Genomic DNA, 17,680 nt, shown 5'->3' on the forward strand with positions numbered 1-17,680 from the left:
GCGCGGGTGGGTGCTGCATGGGGGTGGGTCTACTGCTCGTCCACCGACAGGGTCTGGACACCACGGTCACGGGCCTGGGCCAGCAACTCTTCGGTGTCCTCTCCGCCGGGCAGGGCGAGGACGATGTCCGGGCGGCTGTCAGCCAGCATGAAGCTGTTGCGCAGGCGCTCGGCGTGTTTGCCGTGCAGTTGCCAGTTGGGCGGGTAGCGGACGATGTCGGCCCCGGTTTCCCGGGCCCAGTCCTCGATGTGCGCACCGAGGAACTGGCTGCCGCCATGAATCACCACCCGGACTTCGTGCAGGCGCTGGAAGGCCTCCAGGACCTGGCGGCACAGGCGGCTGTCGGCGTAGTAGCGGCCGGCACAGATCAGGACGCGCATCGGCTGTTCTCCTTGGCCTCGGCAACCCCAGGCTCGCCGGGCAGCGCTTCGGGCAACGGCTCATGGAGGTCGGTGTGTTCGATGTCGCGCTCACCGGCGCGCTCCAGGGCCGGGTAGGCCAGTGCGGCGATGTGGTGGTGCACCCGTCGGTAGTCCCGCAGCAGACGCTGGAAGATGTCGCCGGATTCGGCCCAGGCGCTGCGGTCTTCGCGCAGTTTGCGAAAGTGCTCGCGACCGGCCGCGGCTTCCAGGCGCCGGACGGTTTCCTTGCGTGCCAGCAACTGGTGCGCGGTGGATAGGTCCTCGCGCAGGAACACGGTGATGGCCAGGCTCAGGCTGTCCAGCAGTTCCTGGTGCAGCGGGTACAGGGTGCCCAGCTCGAACTCGGAGAACGGTTCGCCACGACGCAGGCGGCGTACCGCCAGTTGCGCGAGGCTGGTGGAGAGGATGTCGCCGGCGTGTTCCAGGTTGATCACCAGCAGCAGGATCTCCTGGGAGCGGTCGGCGTCCTGGTCGCTGATGCCTTCCTTGCCGATGTCCGCCAGGTAGGCGCGGATCGCCGCGCTGAGCAGATCCAGGGACTGATCGATCTGCCGCAGCTGATCGGCATTGTCCAGGCTGGAGGTGCGGAACAGCTGCAGCACCCGGTCGAGCATGCCCGAGAGCATGTCGGCCATGCGCAGGGCTTCCCGGGCGGCATTCGACAGGCCGATATTGGCCACTTCGAGCCCGGCTTCATCCAGGTACAGCGGCATGCCCGGATCGGTCACCGGAGCAGGCGCCGGCAGCAGCCGGGTCAGCAGTTTGCCCAATGGCTCGGTGAAACCGATGAACAGCAGGGCCAGCACCAGGCTGAAGGCGCTGTGCAGGTACACCACCAGCAATGCAGGCGGCAGCTGTTCGACGGCCGGCAACTGCGCCAGGGTGCCGATCCAGGGCAGTAGCACAACCACCCCCATCAGGCGCACCAGCAGGTTGCCCAAGGGCAGGCGCCGGGCGACGTTGCCGCTGGCACTGAGCAGCGACGGCAAGGTGCCGCCGAGGTTGACGCCCAGCACCAGAGCCATGCTGGTGGCCGGCGACAGCAGGCCCGTGCCGGCCAGTGACGCGATCAGCAGCACCACCGCGACACTGGAGTGGCACATCCAGGTCAGAAGTACCGCCACCAGCATCGCCAGCAGCAGGTCGCCGTCGAGGCTGCTCATCACTAGCTGGAACACTGGGGTGCTTTCCACCGCCCCCAGGGTTGCGCCGAGCATTCCCAGGGCCAGCAGCATCAGCCCCAGGCCGATCAGCGCGCAGCCGATGCTTTCAAAGCGCGAGTCGCCCTGCAGGCGAAAGCTCAGGAAGCCCGCCAGCAGTACCACCGGGGTCACCAGTGACAGGTCGAGACTGAGCAGTTGGACCACCAGGGTCGAGCCGATGTTGGCGCCGAGCATGACCGCCAGGGCCGGGGCCAGGCCCAGGGTGCCGGCGGCAGTAAAGGAGCTGGCCATCAGGCTCACGGCGGTACTGCTTTGCAGCACGCCGGTAATGCCGACGCCACACAGCAGCGCCAGCCAGCGGTTGTTCAGGTGTTGGCCGAGCCAGTGCCGCAGCGGGCTGCCGAAGCCCCGCAGGAGTGATCCGGAGATCATCTGCGAGCCCCACAGCAAGAGCGCGATGGCGCCGGCGAGGTTGATCAGAAGAGTGGTGCCCGACATGAGTATTCTCCCGGGACTGTTACCGGTTCAGGCAATCGCCAGCCGCAGAGACGTGCGGGTGATGACGGCGCTGAATTCCAGCAGGAAACGAACTTCAACTGCGCTTAGCAGGCCTCGCACATAAAGCCGGATGCTCATGCGGGTGAGCAGGCGGGCGCAGGTGCTGAGGCCGATGACCAGTACTGCGCGCAGGGCGCGCTGCAACGACGAAAAAGGCTTGAAGTACATGGCGATGCTCCTTGCAGGCGAACAGCGTCGCCGTCGGCGAGGCACGGGTCGCGCCGACGGTGGCATCGTGTATCGAGTGTCTGGCGCAGCCGCTCGGGGCGGATGCGCCAGGGCTCAGGCCCTTAGAACCACTGCTTGAAGCGGCGGATGTACAGGGTCTTCATGGTCTGGGCGACCACGCAGTAGGCGAGCAGGGTGCCTACCAGCCATGGGAAGTATTCCCACGGCAGCGGCACCAGGCCGACCATGCTGCCCAGAGGCGAGAAGGGCACGTAGATCCCCAGCGCCATCACCAGCCCGGTCGCCAGCATCACCGGCAAGGCTGCGGTGCTCTGGATGAACGGGATCTTGCGGGTCCGCAGCATGTGCACCACCAGGGTCTGCGAGAGCAGGCCTTCGATGAACCAGCCGGACTGGAACAGGGCCGCCATTTCCACGCTGTTGGCGGCGAACACGTACCACATCAGGGCGAAGGTGGTGATGTCGAAGATCGACGAGGTCGGCCCGATCCACAGCATGAAGCGCCCGATGTTCTTGGCGTCCCACTTGCGTGGCTTGGCCAGGTATTCCTTGTCCATCTTGTCCCACGGCAGCGCCAGTTGGGAGAAGTCGTACATCAGGTTCTGCAGCAGCAAGTGGATCGCCAGCATCGGCAGGAAGGGAATGAAGGCACTGGCCACCAGCACCGAGAACACGTTGCCGAAGTTGGAACTGGCGGTCATGTTCAGGTACTTCATGATGTTGCCGAAGGTCTCGCGGCCTTTGATCACGCCTTCTTCCAGCACCATCAGGCTCTTTTCCAAGAGGATGATGTCCGCCGACTCCTTGGCGATGTCGGTGCCGCTGTCCACCGAGATGCCAACGTCGGCATCGCGCAGGGCGGGGGCATCGTTGATCCCGTCGCCGAGGAAACCGACGGTGTGGCCGTTAGCCTGCAAGGCCTTGAGCACCCGGGATTTCTGCAGCGGGGTGAGCTTGGCGAACACGGTGCGTTCTTCCACCAGGCGCCCGAGCACCTGGTCATCCATGTGCTCGATGTCCCGGCCGAGCAGTGGCTCGCCAGCTTCCAGGCCGACTTCGCGGCAGATCTTCGCGGTGACGATAGGGTTGTCGCCGGTCAGCACTTTCACCGTCACGCCGTTGTCGCGCAGGGCGGCAATGGCTGGGCCAGCGGTTTCCTTGGGTGGATCGAGGAAGGTCAGCAAGCCTTCGATGACCAGCTCACGCTCGTCACGGGCACCGTACTGGCTCTGGATCTGGTCCCGGGCGATATCGCGGGTGCCCACCAGCAGCACGCGGAAGCCGTCGCGGTTGTAGTCTTCGGCGAGTTGCAGCAAGGCTGCGCGGCGCTCGGCGTTAAGCTCGACGGCGACCCCGTCGTGGCGAACCCAGGTGGCGGTTTCCAGCATCTCTTCCACCGCGCCCTTGCACACCAGCAGGTGATGGCCGCGGGCATCGGCGAGGATCACCGACAGGCGTCGACGAACGAAGTCGAACGGCAGTTCATCGACCTTGCGCCAGGCGGCGGGCGGGGTGAAGTGCTGGTTTTCCTCGGCGAAGCTGACCACCGCACGGTCCATCAGGTTCTTCATGCCGCTCTGGTGGTAGCTGTTGAGCCAGGCCAGTTGCAGCACTTCATCGCAGCGGCTGCCGCTGATGTCGACGTGGTGTTCGAGGATGATCCGGTCCTGGGTCAGGGTGCCGGTCTTGTCGGTGCAGAGCACGTCCATGGCGCCGAAGTTCTGGATCGCGTTGAGGCGCTTGACCACCACTTTGCGCTTGGCCATGGCCGCGGCGCCCTTGGCCAGGTTGGCGCTGACGATCATCGGCAGCATTTCCGGGGTCAGGCCGACGGCCACCGCCAGGGCGAACATGAAGGCCTCGGCCCAGTCGCCCTTGGTGAAACCGTTGATCAGCAGGACGATGGGCACCATCACCAGCATGAAGCGGATCAGCAGCCAGCTGACGCTGTTGACCCCGCGGTCGAAGGCGGTCTGCGTACGGGAGCCGACGATGGAGCGGGCCAGGGAGCCGAAGTAGGTGCGCCCGCCTGTGGCCACCACTACGGCCGTGGCGGTGCCGCTGACCACGTTGGTGCCCATGAAGCAGATGTTCGGCAGGTCCAGCAGGTCCTGCTGATCGGCCGCCTGGGCCTTGGCGGATTTTTCCTGTACCGCGCCCAGGGTGTCGTACTTCTCCACCGGCAGAGCTTCACCGGTGAGCACCGCCTGGCTGATGAACAGGTCGCGGGATTCGATCAGGCGGATGTCTGCGGGGATCATGTCACCGGCGGACAGCTGGATGATGTCGCCCACCACCAGATCGCGCATTGGCACTTCGCGGACTCGGGCCTGCATGCCCATCTGTTCGCGACGCAATACCGCCGCGGTGGTGCGCACCATGGCCTTGAGGGCCTCGGCGGCCTTGGCCGAGCGGTGCTCCTGCCAGAAGCGCATCAGGCCACTGGCCAGGACCATCACGGTGACGATGATCACCCCAGTGAGATCGGTTTCTTCGCCGGCCTGCAGCGGCAGCCAGAAGTCGGTGAAGAAACTGATACCGGTCAGGGTCATCAGCACATAGATGAAGGGGTTGTTGAAGGCGTGCAGCAATTGCACCAGGGCGTGGGGCGGACGGTCGTGGGCGACTTCGTTGTGGCCATCCCGTTGCAGGCGGCCTTCGGCGTCGAGTTCGGTGAGGCCGGCGGTGCTGGAGTTGACGTTGGCCAGGGTCACGGCCAGGCCGTTCTGGGCTTCGCGAGCGGCACGCATCGACAGCTTGTTGTTGTCGCTGGTGGCGCTGGTGTTCCGAGGAGTTGCGTTTTTTACAGTCATAGTCTGTGCTCCTGCCGCCTGAGTACGGCACGACACAGCGACCACTCAACTAATTAAAGGCGAGCGAAAGTATGTCGAGCCACAGGTTGGCGATCGATTCGGATCTTGGCGTTTTTCAGGTTTTAACGTTCGCTGCTCAAACAATGAAATTGAATAAGCAGCGAACCTACTACTGGCCTCTTCCATAACTTTCTCCGGCAAGTTTCATTAACTTGAAGACAATAAGCCGCCGTCGACTTTCCGAATAAGAAAGTCGTTTGCAAACAACGGTGAAGGACCGTTGATTTATGGGTAGGAGCGCGCCCCGAGGTACAGGCCGAAGATCAGTCCGGCCTGCTGCAAGAGCAGGGCAGCGCCCCGACTCTGTGGGTCCTGGCTGTCATCGAAGCTCCAGCGCTGTTGCAACTGGCCGGTCATCGGGCAGACGCGCCAATTGGCCCGCAGGGCGGTCGCGGCAGAAGGGGACGAAGAGGAGAACGGCGAGCGCGCCAAAGCCTTGGGCTCACGGCACAGCTTGACCCGCATGGTCGCGGCAAACGCGCGTACACCGGGCATTACAGAGGAAGTGAAGTGCATAACTTGTGCCTCGCGACCGGACTGGCGCCGGGGAGGCAAGTTACGTTGGAGCGTCAAGCCCTAGCGCAGCTTACCCGACCGCGGAGTCGAGTCCCGTCATTTTCAGGGTTAAGTGCCTGGCTCTGCGCAGCGGCAGTGACCAGACAGCGTCTAGATACTGTGTCCATTGGCTTCTTTAGTGAGTTGAAAAAAAGGCCGTATTTGCCGGCCCGCGCAATTTACTCAGGAGGGTCCCAGGAGTCAAGGTTAAATTGCCTTTGAATGACTAATCAGTGCGGCACTTTCAGCTGAGGTTCAGCTAGGCGAAAAGAGTTTGCGGGCTGAAGGGTTGGAATATATATGGGATATAAATAAAAAGTGCCCATGGCATTGGGGGTGTCATGGGCGCCGATATATAAAACTTGGCGGATTATCAATTCAGCAAGTGCTGGGATATATCCTTGTAAGTCGCACTGTCAGTGGCTGCCATCAATTGCCGGCCATCCTTGAAGGTGCCGATGAAGGTCACTTCGTTTTCCGTCCCGGCCATCAGATAGCCGGCGATTGCACCCACCGGACCCAGCAGCATGGCGCCGGCAACACCATAGCCAAAGGCATCCTTGTTGGTGATGGGGCTTTCGCTGGCAATCTCCAGCGACTTGAACGCCGATGCCTTGACTTCGACACCGGAAGAGTTGAGCACTGTCTTGAGCCTGAAGGTGCCGTGTCGGTATTCACCGGCGCCTTGCAGGAAATCACCTGATAAAACTTCGATCTTTGCCATGTTGAATCATCCTTATCCAAGCATAACCAGACAGGCCATTGAGCCCCTCGTCATGGGGGGCGTCAACGGGGTTGCGATGAAGGGCACTACCGCCAGTCAGTCTGTCGGGTGCCCATGCCACGCCACTTCAGCATCGGCGCAGCGCTTGCGGATCGTGCTGATCCAGATCAGTCATTGCCGCGTCTCAGCCCCTCCTTGCTGAAGCTTCGCCGAGGCTTCTTCCACTTGCTGCGCCAGGCTTTTCAGGTTGCTTTGCAGGGAAGGGGCCTGGGCGTGACGGAAAAGGAAACTGAAGCTCGCTTGATAGTGCTTTTTCGAGCTGCCGGCCGATGCCGCGACACCCGCATAGACATGACAGCCTAGGCAACTTTCAGCGTTTTTCTGCAGAAAAGTTTCCAGTACCGGGTTGATCAAGGTCGAGGTGTTGGGGGTGCCGTTGGGCGCGGGCGTCTCGGCGCCGGGCTGGCCGATGGCCTTGGGCGAGTTGGGCCACTGCACGTCGATCAGTTGGTAGTACTGCAGGGCCGAGTTGGGGGCTTGTTGCTGGATCAGGTCCTGCATGAAGGCATTGACCGTTTGCGCATCGGGGTTGTTGGCGAAGACCTGCACCACCTGAGTGGGCTTGCTGGTCTTGTCGTTGACCGCACATTGGCGGCACTGGGGGTTGTTGAAGGAGTAATGGGGTTGCCCGCTGCCGTTCAGGGTGGGGGCGTTGTCCACTTGGGAGAAGGTTGCCCAGAACCCCTGGTTGAAGTCGCTGGAGGGCATCTGGAAGACGTGCAGGCCCACCAGGCCCATGGTCACGGGTACCTGGCTGCCGGGCAGCAGGGCCCGGGCGGTGAGAAACCGCAGGGGCGGGGAGGCTTCCTCGGGAGTCAGTACTTTCCAGGCCGCCTTGAGTTCAATCGAACCGCTGGGCAGGACGATGCCCTTGGCTTGTGCATAGCGGTTCTGTTGCGCCGAGTTGTAGAGCTGGTTGGTGTAGATGTATTGAAAGTTGACCTCGTTCACCAGCATCTCGTAGTACACCGGCTGGTTGTTCTGGTCATAGAGCACACCGCCTTGAGCCTGCTCGATTTCATCCAGCATGGGCCCATCGTGGCTGTTGGCGGCGCCAAACACCTTGCTGGTGCTGTTGAGCAGCCGGATCGAGGGCCGTGGCGCTGCCATTCCGCGCAGTTCCAGGCGTTGCATGGTCAGGAAGTTATCGTTCCAGGGCGCCGGTTGCTGGCCGCCGGGCAGATAGACTTCGTTGTAGTCCTTGTAGGTCTGCCAGACCGTCGGCCCCGGATCGCCGAGCTTGGCCTGTGGGTTGGGGACACCGCGCTGCCCCGGCTGTGCCGGCCAGTTCAGGTACACCATGGTCTGCCACATGAAGCAGTCGATGGCCGGATCCTGGGCGGCCAGTTGCGGGCTGGCCTGTACGGGCTGGATCACCGGCACCGGGTTGAACGGACTGCCACAGGGATTGGCGCTGCCCGCCTGGGCCGCGAGCGGGCCCAGCAGCAGGCAAAGTGCAAGGGCGAAAAGAGTGCGCATGATTCCTCCTTGGCGTCACTGACGGTGCCGCGCTGTGCTGCACGCCGTCCAAGGCGGACAGCACCTCGCGGCAGAGCCTTGCTCAGTCGCGACCGCGACGTATAGACGCCTTGACCGGAGCGCTCTGGCGCGTCGCCAGTGTCGGACCGCCCACCGTCAACAGCCCGATGGCTGCCTGCTGTGTCGCCGGCAGGCTCGGGACGCTCGCCAGGATGGTGCGGTCGCCGATGGCTGCATCGGCCTCGACGCTGAGCGTGACCAGGTACACCCCCGTGGGCTGCTGCTGGGTGCCATCGATACGAATGCTGACCCCGCCCTCCGGCACCGTGAATACCGCGCCGTCAGGAACCGTGCCGTCAAGCAGCAGGGCAATGTTGCTGACCTGCTGGCCCGGTTGGAGGGCCAGTGCCAGGACTGGAATCGACATCGTATCTTCGTTGCAGGCCTGCTCCTGAGCCCGGTAGGCGTTGAACACCGAGAGTGGCTGCAGCGCGCTGACTGCCGGGTTCGGGAGCTCTTTGTCCAGGCTCCGGCCCACTGCGGTCTGAGTGACCCCGCTGTTGGGGAACACCGTGGCCATCAGCGCCATGGTGATGGTCGCGGCGATCTGTGAGCCGAAGTCGATCGGCTGGTCGTTGATCTTGATATCGCCGACGGTGTAGTTCTTCTCGGGGGGCACGCTGAAGGTTGCATGCAGGATGCGGTCGATGTCGCCAGGCACCTTCGGATCCTTCAGGTCGCCGCGGACCACGGTCCAGAAGTTTTCTGCCGGGGTGTTGTCAGGGCTCTGGTAACCGCTGAAGTTCGGCGTCTGCATGTACAGGCCCGGAGGGTCAGTCAGGGTGGCCTGCGGGAGGGGCAGGCTTGGTGTGTAGTTGACAAACTGATTGACGTTCTGGCCGATGGTTGGATCGCTGTGACGGCCGATCCGGCCGTAGCGAGCAAAGCACACCAGGCGCGAGGCCGAGGTGACCGGCTCGTGATTGTCCTCCCGAGGCAGGGTGGCCGAAGCCGCCAGGTCGTACTCCGCACCCAAGGTGTTGGGGGAACTGGTCAGGTGCATGGCGCCGCCGCTGTCCGGCAGGCTGCGGGTGCCGCAGTTCCACTTGTTCAGCGGGTTGTAGCACGGGGCGCCCGTCAACGGGTCCAGCAGCACCTGGCCCAGAGCGTCCCTCAGGCAGAGGTCCGAGAGTTGCACCGCAGGGTGGATGGTTTGCTGGTAGATCTGCAGCACTTTGCCTGGGTCAACCTGCCACAGGGTCATCCAGTATTCCGGGTTTTCACAGGTGAACATCACGCTGGTGATCTTGCCGGCGCTGTTGCGGGTCACGCTCCATTCGCAGTATTCGTCCTGCCAGCCCCGTGGACCGGTGGGTGAATAGGGCGCAGGGGGGACGCTGCTACCGCTGCACAAGTTGGTGGTGACGGGCAGGGGTACGCCCTGGTCGGCCCATTGCTGCCAGGACTGGGCTTGAGTCGGGAACAGTGCCTGCAGGCGGCCGGGGAAGGCGTTCCAGGTGATAGCGGCGTTGGCGCTGGTGTCCGGGGTGTCGGTCAGCAGCGGGTTGTAGAAGGCCGGGCGCGGTCCGTTGTTGGTCCGGCTCCATATGTCACCCACCATGGCTGCATTGGCCCAGCGATTGATGTTGTCGCTCCAGGCGGCGTTCATGCGCTCTTGTTGGGCGCGATTGTCGCTGAAGTCCTGGATGTGGGCGGGAGGTGAGAACTGCGCGAGTCTGGCCATGTTAACGCTCCTTGTTCTGTCACTTGCAAGACCGTAGCCGGACCGGCGGCGGGTGAGAGCTAGACGCTAGTCGAGGCCAAAGTCCTTGCAAGGCGGGGGATAAACCACTTCGCGATATCAAATTGATGTCTAGCTCGGAATCGGTTATTGCGCTGATTTACCAGAAGCGGAGGGTGGGATTCGCTGCGGCCTGGATGTTAATAAATGTTAGATTGAAAAACAGCTTCACATAATCTGATCATTGGTGGATGATCTTTCACAGTCCACGCTCAACCTGATAACAACAGCAGCAGGATGGCCACGATGATCGATTCGCTCTTGCCACCCACTACGCCCGCTCCAGGTGTCATCCGCCTTGAGGCTTCGCTGCCCGGCACAGTACCTGCTGTCGTCAGTCCGTTTTCCTTTGCCGGGCCTGTGGTCCGGGTTTTCCTGTCCTGTCCGGTTTCAGCCCACGGCCTGTCGGGCCTGGGTGAGCCGGGATCTTTCACTGGAGTCCCCCATGAATAACAACAATGTCGGTGTCATCGGTCTTGGCGCCATGGGCCTGGGCATCGCCCGGTCGCTGCTGCGCAGTGGCTTCAAGGTGCACGCTTGCGACGTCCGTAGCGCGGTCACCGAGCAGTTCGCCAGCGAAGGCGGGGTGGCTTGTGCCTCGGCCGTGCAACTGGCTGCCGAATGCGAGGTGATCATCACCGTGGTGGTCAACGCCGAGCAGACTGAAAGTGTGTTGTTCGGCGAGGGCGGGGCCGTGTCGGCGCTGCGCCCCGGTAGCCTGGTGATTGGTTGCGCCACCGTGGCGCCGACCTACGCCGTGGAGTTGGGTCAGCGCCTGGGCGAGTTGGGCTTGCTGTACCTGGATGCGCCGATTTCCGGTGGCGCGGCCAAGGCAGCGGCCGGCGAGATGACCATGATGACCTCGGGCCCGGTGGCCGCTTATGCCAAGGCCGAGGCCATCCTCAATGGCATGGCCGGCAAGGTCTATCGCCTGGGGGACGCCCATGGCCTGGGCTCCAAGGTCAAGATCATCAATCAACTGCTGGCCGGGGTGCACATTGCCGCGTCCGCCGAAGCCATGGCCCTAGGTTTGCGTGAAGGCGTGGACGCCGACGCCCTGTACGAGGTGATCACCCACAGCGCAGGCAACTCCTGGATGTTCGAGAACCGCGTGCCGCATATCCTCAAAGCGGATTACACGCCGCTGTCCGCCGTGGACATCTTCGTCAAGGACCTGGGTCTGGTACTGGATACCGCCCGGGCCAGCAAATTCCCCCTGCCGCTGTCGGCCACCGCGCACCAGATGTTCATGCAGGCTTCCAGTGCTGGTTTCGGTCGCGAGGACGATTCGGCGGTGATCAAGATCTTCCCAGGCATCGAGTTGCCTGTGGCCAAGCCTGATGCCGTTTGAGGAATTTGCGATGACTACTGCCAACTCGCGGCCCTTGCTGGGCTGCATCGCCGATGATTTCACCGGCGCCACAGATCTTGCCAACATGCTGGTGCGCGGCGGCATGCGCACGGTGCAGAGCATCGGTATTCCCAGCGCCGAAGTGGCTGCCGGCCTGGACGCCGACGCCGTGGTGATCGCCCTCAAGTCGCGGACCACACCGGTTGCCGAGGCGATTGGCGAATCCCTGGCGGCACTGCAGTGGCTGCGCGAGCAGGGTTGCGAACAGATCTTCTTCAAATACTGCTCGACCTTCGATTCCACTGCGGCGGGCAACATCGGCCAGGTCAGCGAAGCATTGCTCAAGGCCCTGGGCAGCGACTTTACCCTGGCGTGCCCGGCGTTTCCGGAGAACGGCCGGACGATTTTCCGTGGCCACCTGTTTGTCCAGGACCAGTTGCTCAATGAGTCGGGCATGCAGCATCACCCGCTGACGCCCATGACCGACGCCAACCTGCTGCGGGTGCTGCAGGCGCAGACCAGGCTGCCAGTGGGCCTGTTGCGCTACGACGTGATTGCCCTGGGGGTGGACGCGGTGCGGACGAAGATCGCCGAACTGCGCGGGCAGGGGATCGGTATGGCGATTGCCGATGCGCTGTCTGACGCCGACCTCTATACCCTCGGCGCGGCCTGCGCCGACCTGCCGCTGCTGACCGGCGGTTCCGGGCTGGCCCTGGGCCTGCCGGAGAACTTCCGTCGCGCCGGCAAGCTGCGTGACCTGGATGCCGCGAGCCTGCCAGCAGTGCCGGGTGGAGAAGTGGTGCTGGCCGGTAGCGCCTCATTGGCCACCAATGCCCAGGTCGATGCCTGGCTGGAGGCCGAGCGCCCGGCCTGGCGCATCGACCCTCTGGCTTTGGCCGCCGGTGAGCCGGTGGTGGATCAAGCCCTGGCGTTTGCCCGTAACCAGCAGGACACGGTACTGATCTACGCCACCAGCACCGCGGAAGAGGTCAAGGCGGTACAGCGCCAGCTCGGTGTCGAGCGTGCCGGTGCCCTGGTGGAGACGGCCTTGGGCGAGATCGCCCAGGGCCTGCGCGACAGCGGTGTGCGGCGCTTTGTGGTGGCTGGCGGCGAAACTTCCGGTGCGGTGGTCAAGGCCCTGGGGGTGCAGTTGTTGCAGATCGGTGCGCAAATCGACCCAGGGGTTCCGGCGACGGTCAGCAGTGGCGGCGAGCCCCTGGCCCTGGCGTTGAAGTCCGGCAACTTTGGCGGCCGCGAGTTCTTCAGCAAGGCATTGGGCCAACTGGCCGGAGGTCAGTCATGAGCAAGGAAAATGCACTGCGCGAGGAAATCTGTGACGTCGGCCGCAGCCTCTATCAACGCGGCTACACCGTGGGCAGTGCCGGCAATATCAGCGCCCGGCTCGACGATGGCTGGCTGATCACTCCCACCGACGTCTGCCTCGGGCGCCTGGACCCGGCGACCATCGCCAAGGTCAATCTGGCCGGGGAGTGGGTCAGCGGCGACAAGCCGTCCAAGACTCTGGCCCTGCATCGCCAGGTGTATGACCGCAATCCGCAGGTGGGCGGGGTGGTACATACCCATTCCACTCATCTGGTGGCACTGACCCTGGCTGGGGTCTGGAGCAATGACGACATCCTGCCCCCGCTGACTCCGTACCAGGTGATGAAGGTCGGGCACATCCCGCTGATCGGCTACCAGCGCCCGGGTTCGCCCAAGGTCGCCGAGCAGGTCGCGCAACTGGCCAACCAGGTGCGCGGGGTGATGCTCGAACGCCTGGGGCCGGTGATCTGGGAGAGCAGCGTGTCCAAGGCCAGCTACGCCCTGGAAGAGCTGGAGGAAACGGCACGCCTGTGGCTGCTGAGCCAGCCGCGTCCGGCCCCCCTGGAACAACGTGCCCTGGACGAACTGCGAGATACGTTCGGCGCTGCCTGGTAGCGCCCGGCCCCTGACAACGCTTCACCCAAGCCTGCCCTCGGGAGCTGCCAATGGCCGCTCGTGGGGAGCGGCTTGCCGCTGGAAAACAATAACAACAGGACTTCCCGAGATGAATGATTGCACGCGTTTTACGGGTTCCAGTACTCCCTGCCATTCCCCCCTTCACCGTTGTGGAGGGGTGGCGCCATGAGCCCGCTGATGTTGATGGTCACTGCCGGGGCCGGCATCGCCCTGTTGCTGTTCCTGGTGCTCAAGTACAAGTTCCAGCCCTTTGTCGCCCTGATGCTGGTGAGCATCCTGGTAGCCCTGGTGGCCGGGGTGAAACCGGCTGACCTGGTGGCCACCATCGAAGGCGGCATGGGCAAGACCCTTGGCCACATCGCCATCATCATCGCCCTGGGGGCGATGATCGGCCGCATCATCGAGCTCTCCGGCGGTGCCGAGGCTTTGGCCAAGACCCTGATCGAGCGCTTCGGCAACCGCCGCACGCCCCTGGCCCTGACCGTCGCCGGCTTCATCATCGGCGTACCGGTGTTCTTCGAGGTTGGGGTCATCATTCTCATGCCCCTGGCCTACGGCGTGGCCCGCAGTGCGCGCAAGCCGCTGCTGGTGTTCGCCTTGCCGATGTGCGCCGCGCTGCTCACGGTGCACGCCTTCCTGCCGCCCCATCCGGGGGCTGTGGCAGCGTCCAGTCAGTTGGGGGCGGACCTGGGGCGAGTGCTGATGTTCGGCCTGCCGCTCACCGCATTCCTGTGTTACGTCGGCTATCGCGTGGCGGCCCGCATGACGCGGCGCGACTACCCGATGACTGACGATATCCGTGCCGAAGTCTATGGCCCGCACGTCACCAATGAGGATCTGGCAGCCTGGAACAAAGGGACCGAACTGCCCAGCGCGCAAGCCGTTGCCGCCGTCGCCCACATGGGCCTGGAAGAGTCCACCGGCAGCCTCGTGGCGAAACTGCCGCCGGCGCCACCACCGGGTTTCGGCCTGATCGTCAGCCTGATCCTGCTGCCCATTGTGCTGATCCTGCTGGGCACCCTGGCCACCTCCCTGCTACCACTGGAGTCCACCTTGCGCGGGGTGCTGACGGTGCTCGGCGCGCCGCTGGTGGCACTGCTGCTGGACACCTTGCTCTGTGCCTGGCTGCTGGGCACACGTCGGGGCTGGAGCCGCAGCCAGGTGTCCGAGGTGATCGGCTCGGCGTTGCCCGGGGTGGCCATGGTGATCCTGATCGCCGGGGCCGGCGGGGTGTTCGGCAAGGTGCTGGTGGACACCGGGATCGGCGCCGTGGTGTCCGACATGCTGCGCACCACCGGCCTGCCGGTGCTGGCCCTGGGCTTTTTGCTGACCCTGTTGCTGCGTGCGGTGCAGGGCTCCACCACTGTGGCCCTGGTAACCACGGCGGGGATCATCGCCCCGCTGATCGCCACCCTGAACCTGAGCCCCAACCACATGGCCCTGCTGTGCCTGGCCATGGGTGGTGGCGGGCTGGCCATGTCGCATATCAACGATGCCGGGTACTGGATTTTCACCAAGCTGGCCGGGCTCAATGTGGCGGATGGCCTGCGCACCTGGACCGTCATCACCACTTTGCTTGGCACCTTGGGGTTCTGTATTACCCTGCTGATCTGGCCATTTGTCTGACCCTTGGTCCTTAGGAGTTAACATGCCTCGTTTTGCTGCCAACCTCAGCATGCTCTACCCGGAACATGCCTTTCTCGATCGTTTCGCTGCGGCCGCGGCCGACGGTTTCACTGCGGTGGAGTACCTGTTTCCCTACGACTACAGCCCTCAGGAACTGAAGCAGCGCCTGGATGATCACGGCCTGCAGCAGGCGCTGTTCAACGCGCCACCCGGTGACTGGGCGGCGGGGGAGCGGGGCATCGTCTCCCTGCCCGGACGCGAGCAGGAGTTCCGCCAGGGGTTCGACAAGGCCCTGGAATACGCTGCAGTGCTGGGCAACTCGCGGATTCACGTGATGGCCGGCCTGCTGCCCTCGGAAAGCGACCGTGCCCGCCATCACGGGGTGTACCTGGAGAACCTGGCCCATGCCACGGCCCAGGCGGCCAAGGCGGGTATCACCGTACTGCTGGAGCCGATCAACACCCGGGACATGCCGGGGTTCTTCCTCAATCGCCAGGACCAGGCCCAGGCCATCTGCAAGGAAGTCGGCGCGGCCAACCTCAAGGTGCAGTTCGACTGCTATCACTGCCAGATCGTCGAAGGCGACCTGGCGGTGAAACTGCGCCGCGACCTGGCCGGGATCGGTCATGTCCAGATCGCCGGGGTGCCGGATCGCCACGAGCCGGACCTGGGTGAGCTGAATTATCCCTACCTGTTCCAGCTGCTGGACGAGCTCGGCTATGACGGCTGGGTCGGCTGCGAATACCGCCCTCGTGGCGACACCTCCGCCGGCCTGCAATGGCTGCGGGACTGGCAGGCGCGCTAGGCGCTCGCTGCCCCCTGGCGCAAGGCGCGCCAAGGGGCCTCTGCGATAACAACAAGCACAGGAGTTTCCCCATGCAGCGTTTTGCCTGCCGGGCCGCGCTCGGCCTGATTTTGTCCCTGGGCGGTGTTTCCCTGGCCACGGCGGCCAGCCTGCCGACGGCCACCCAAGGCGCTTGGATCGCCCCGCAGTTCACCTTCCACAACGGTGAACAGCTGGCCAACCTGAAACTGCACTACATCACCCTGGGGGACCCGAAGAACCCGGCGGTCCTCTACTTGCACGGCACCTATCGGCCGGCCAGCGACTTGCTGAGCAAGGATTTTGGCGGTGAGTTGTTTGGCCCGGGGCAAGCCCTGGACGCGAGCAAGTACTACATCATTGCCACCGACGGCATCGGCGTCGGCCAGTCGAGCAAGCCCTCGGACGGCTTGCGCGCGCGGTTTCCCCAGTACAACTACGACGACATGGTCCAGGCCCAGTATCGGCTGGTTACCGAAGGCCTGGGGGTCAAGCACTTGCGGCTGATCATCGGCAATTCCATGGGCGGCATGCAGACCTGGCTCTGGGGCCAGAAATGGCCGCAGATGATGGACGCCCTGGTGCCGATGGCCTCCCAGCCCGGGGAGATGTCCTCGCGCAACTGGATGATGCGCCGCCTGCTGGTGGAGTCGATCAAGCAGGATCCGGCCTGGGACCAGGGCAACTACCGGCAACAGCCGCCGTCCCTGCGCCTGGCCAACGCGCTGTTCGCCACCGGCACCAGTGGCGGCACCCTGGCCTATCAGGCCCTGGCACCGACCCGGGCCCAGGCCGATCAACTGGTGGAGGAGCGCCTCAAGGCCAGTCAGAGCGCCGATGCCAATGACTTCATCTACCAGTGGCAGTCTTCGGCGGACTACAACGCCGCGCCAGGGTTGAGCAAGATCCAGGCGCCGGTGCTGGTGATCAATGCCGCGGACGATGAGCGCAACCCACCGGAAACCGCAACCCTGCAAGCGGCGCTGAAACAGGTGAAAAATGCCCGCCTGCTGCTGATTCCCGCCAGTGCCGAAACCCGTGGCCATGGCACCACCGGCATGGCCCGGTTCTACGCTCGTGAGCTGGGGCAGTTCATGGCCGAAACCGAACAGCCCCGCTAAGGGCTCATGCGGGGCGAGGGTGGGGGCCAGTGCTGACTCAGGGCTGTGCTGGCAGGAGCAATTCCACCCCGTGCTTGCGGATCCCGTCCGCCGCTGCGGGGGCGAGGGCAGCGTCGCTGATGATGATGTCGAACTGCTCCAGTTCGGCGATCTTGTACATGCTGAAGGTGCCGTACTTGGAGCTGCTGGCCACCAGCACCACCTGGGTCGCCGACTGCATCGCCACCTGCTTGACTTCGACCTTCAACGCCGACGGCGTGGTGATGCCCCGGCGCAGGTCCCAGGAGCTGGTGGAGATAAAGGCCACGTCGGTCACCACCTGGCAAAGGGTGGCCACCGCCAGCCCGCCGACACAGGAGTGGTTGGAGTGGTCCAACTGCCCGCCGGTATGGATCACCGTCACCTGGGGCGCATCCATCAAGGCCTGGGCCACGCCGAAATCGTTGGTCACCACGGTCATTCCCGAGAGCGCCTTGATGTAGGGCACGATCTCCAGGGTGCTGGTGCCGGCATCCAGATACACCGTCATGTCCGCATGCAGCAGGCTCGCCGCGAGCTTGGCCATGGCCTGCTTCTGCGGCAGTTCCACCACCGCCTTGGACTGATGGCTGGGCTCGCTGTGCAACTGGCTGACGATGCGCACGCCGCCTGTGACCGAATAGGCCCGGCCTTCCTGTTCCAACAGGGCGATATCGCGGCGCACGGTCATGTGCGAGCAGTCGAACATCTCCATCAACTGATGCACGCTGAGCACCTGATGCTTGCGCAACTGGCGCAGGATCTGCTCGCGGCGCTGTTCCGGAATCATCGGCGCGCCGCTGTCGCTGGCAAGGTCCTTGGGAGTAGGCATTGAAGCTCCGAAGCAGGGCTGCAGATGAGGGAAAAGAGCGGCATATAGTAGCGAATCCGTGCAGTGTAGAGGAGCTTGGAATGCCTTTGGGGCGCAGGTTCGATAGCTGCTGGTTGGCCCTGGGGG

At 64.0% G+C, this 17,680-nt stretch carries 15 protein-coding genes; 6 read left to right on the forward strand and 9 right to left on the reverse strand.

From position 1 onward, the window contains the following. Positions 1 to 29: 29 nt before the first annotated feature. The 8 genes from GV819_RS11625 to GV819_RS11660 form a co-directional block, all read right to left on the reverse strand. Positions 30 to 380 carry a DUF2493 domain-containing protein gene (locus GV819_RS11625; RefSeq protein WP_161756225.1) on the reverse strand — a complete coding sequence of 117 codons (351 nt, stop codon included), beginning with the start codon at positions 378 to 380 and terminating at the stop codon, positions 30 to 32. Further along, positions 368 to 2,083, reverse strand: coding sequence for a Na/Pi cotransporter family protein (locus GV819_RS11630; RefSeq protein WP_161756226.1), 1,716 nt, complete (start codon positions 2,081 to 2,083; stop codon positions 368 to 370). The genes GV819_RS11625 and GV819_RS11630 overlap by 13 nt, the downstream gene beginning before the upstream one ends. 27 nt (positions 2,084 to 2,110) lie before the next feature. Further along, positions 2,111 to 2,311: a hypothetical protein gene (locus GV819_RS11635; RefSeq protein ID WP_161756227.1), complete on the reverse strand. Its 201-nt coding sequence runs from the start codon at positions 2,309 to 2,311 to the stop codon at positions 2,111 to 2,113. Between the two features lie 122 nt (positions 2,312 to 2,433). Further along, positions 2,434 to 5,145 carry a magnesium-translocating P-type ATPase gene (gene mgtA, locus GV819_RS11640; RefSeq protein WP_161756228.1) on the reverse strand — a complete coding sequence of 904 codons (2,712 nt, stop codon included), beginning with the start codon at positions 5,143 to 5,145 and terminating at the stop codon, positions 2,434 to 2,436. A gap of 285 nt (positions 5,146 to 5,430) precedes the next feature. Beyond that, a complete protein-coding gene (locus GV819_RS11645) occupies positions 5,431 to 5,721 on the reverse strand; it encodes a hypothetical protein (RefSeq protein ID WP_161756229.1) in 291 nt (96 codons plus the stop codon). 412 nt (positions 5,722 to 6,133) lie between these two features. After that, positions 6,134 to 6,484 (reverse strand): hypothetical protein, encoded by a 351-nt coding sequence (locus GV819_RS11650; RefSeq protein ID WP_161756230.1) that lies wholly within the window; start codon positions 6,482 to 6,484, stop codon positions 6,134 to 6,136. A gap of 171 nt (positions 6,485 to 6,655) precedes the next feature. After that, complete coding sequence (locus tag GV819_RS11655; protein ID WP_161756231.1) at positions 6,656 to 8,023, reverse strand: hypothetical protein; 1,368 nt, start codon at positions 8,021 to 8,023, stop codon at positions 6,656 to 6,658. An 82-nt stretch (positions 8,024 to 8,105) separates the two neighbouring features. Continuing rightward, on the reverse strand, positions 8,106 to 9,767 hold the full coding sequence (locus GV819_RS11660; RefSeq protein ID WP_161756232.1) for a hypothetical protein: 1,662 nt from the start codon (positions 9,765 to 9,767) through the stop codon (positions 8,106 to 8,108). A 472-nt stretch (positions 9,768 to 10,239) separates the two neighbouring features. Here GV819_RS11660 and ltnD point away from each other — a divergent pair, with 472 nt between their 5' ends. From ltnD to GV819_RS11690, 6 genes are all read left to right on the forward strand, one after another. After that, the gene (gene ltnD / locus GV819_RS11665; protein ID WP_368668889.1) at positions 10,240 to 11,175 is read left to right on the forward strand and encodes an L-threonate dehydrogenase; all 936 of its coding nucleotides are present in this window, start codon (positions 10,240 to 10,242) and stop codon (positions 11,173 to 11,175) included. A 10-nt stretch (positions 11,176 to 11,185) separates the two neighbouring features. After that, complete coding sequence (gene otnK, locus GV819_RS11670; RefSeq protein ID WP_161756234.1) at positions 11,186 to 12,478, forward strand: 3-oxo-tetronate kinase; 1,293 nt, start codon at positions 11,186 to 11,188, stop codon at positions 12,476 to 12,478. Continuing rightward, positions 12,475 to 13,113 (forward strand): aldolase, encoded by a 639-nt coding sequence (locus tag GV819_RS11675; protein ID WP_161756235.1) that lies wholly within the window; start codon positions 12,475 to 12,477, stop codon positions 13,111 to 13,113. The genes otnK and GV819_RS11675 overlap by 4 nt, the downstream gene beginning before the upstream one ends. A gap of 186 nt (positions 13,114 to 13,299) precedes the next feature. Continuing rightward, entirely contained in the window at positions 13,300 to 14,760 is a 1,461-nt protein-coding gene (locus tag GV819_RS11680; protein WP_161756236.1) for an SLC13 family permease, read from the forward strand. A 22-nt stretch (positions 14,761 to 14,782) separates the two neighbouring features. Continuing rightward, positions 14,783 to 15,565, forward strand: a complete 783-nt coding sequence (otnI, locus tag GV819_RS11685) for a 2-oxo-tetronate isomerase (protein WP_161756237.1) — start codon at positions 14,783 to 14,785, stop codon at positions 15,563 to 15,565. A gap of 71 nt (positions 15,566 to 15,636) precedes the next feature. Beyond that, positions 15,637 to 16,704, forward strand: a complete 1,068-nt coding sequence (locus tag GV819_RS11690; protein WP_161756238.1) for an alpha/beta fold hydrolase — start codon at positions 15,637 to 15,639, stop codon at positions 16,702 to 16,704. 37 nt (positions 16,705 to 16,741) lie between these two features. Here GV819_RS11690 and GV819_RS11695 read toward each other — a convergent pair whose 3' ends face one another. Next, entirely contained in the window at positions 16,742 to 17,554 is an 813-nt protein-coding gene (locus GV819_RS11695) for a DeoR/GlpR family DNA-binding transcription regulator (protein WP_161756239.1), read from the reverse strand. Positions 17,555 to 17,680: the final 126 nt, after the last annotated feature.

Source organism: Pseudomonas sp. Fl5BN2 (assembly GCF_009908205.1).
GTDB lineage: Bacteria > Pseudomonadota > Gammaproteobacteria > Pseudomonadales > Pseudomonadaceae > Aquipseudomonas.

Excerpts from the sequence above, each read along its gene's own strand:
- GV819_RS11655 (WP_161756231.1), bottom strand. The coding sequence starts at position 8,023 with ATGCGCACTCTTTTCGCCCTTGCACTTTGCCTGCTGCTGGGCCCGCTC.
- GV819_RS11660 (WP_161756232.1), bottom strand. The coding sequence starts at position 9,767 with ATGGCCAGACTCGCGCAGTTCTCACCTCCCGCCCACATCCAGGACTTC.
- GV819_RS11690 (WP_161756238.1), top strand. The coding sequence starts at position 15,637 with ATGCAGCGTTTTGCCTGCCGGGCCGCGCTCGGCCTGATTTTGTCCCTG.
- GV819_RS11625 (WP_161756225.1), bottom strand. The coding sequence starts at position 380 with ATGCGCGTCCTGATCTGTGCCGGCCGCTACTACGCCGACAGCCGCCTG.
- otnK (WP_161756234.1), top strand. The coding sequence starts at position 11,186 with ATGACTACTGCCAACTCGCGGCCCTTGCTGGGCTGCATCGCCGATGAT.
- otnI (WP_161756237.1), top strand. The coding sequence starts at position 14,783 with ATGCCTCGTTTTGCTGCCAACCTCAGCATGCTCTACCCGGAACATGCC.
- GV819_RS11695 (WP_161756239.1), bottom strand. The coding sequence starts at position 17,554 with ATGCCTACTCCCAAGGACCTTGCCAGCGACAGCGGCGCGCCGATGATT.
- GV819_RS11630 (WP_161756226.1), bottom strand. The coding sequence starts at position 2,083 with ATGTCGGGCACCACTCTTCTGATCAACCTCGCCGGCGCCATCGCGCTC.
- mgtA (WP_161756228.1), bottom strand. The coding sequence starts at position 5,145 with ATGACTGTAAAAAACGCAACTCCTCGGAACACCAGCGCCACCAGCGAC.
- GV819_RS11680 (WP_161756236.1), top strand. The coding sequence starts at position 13,300 with ATGAGCCCGCTGATGTTGATGGTCACTGCCGGGGCCGGCATCGCCCTG.
- GV819_RS11675 (WP_161756235.1), top strand. The coding sequence starts at position 12,475 with ATGAGCAAGGAAAATGCACTGCGCGAGGAAATCTGTGACGTCGGCCGC.
- GV819_RS11650 (WP_161756230.1), bottom strand. The coding sequence starts at position 6,484 with ATGGCAAAGATCGAAGTTTTATCAGGTGATTTCCTGCAAGGCGCCGGT.
- GV819_RS11645 (WP_161756229.1), bottom strand. The coding sequence starts at position 5,721 with ATGCACTTCACTTCCTCTGTAATGCCCGGTGTACGCGCGTTTGCCGCG.
- GV819_RS11635 (WP_161756227.1), bottom strand. The coding sequence starts at position 2,311 with ATGTACTTCAAGCCTTTTTCGTCGTTGCAGCGCGCCCTGCGCGCAGTA.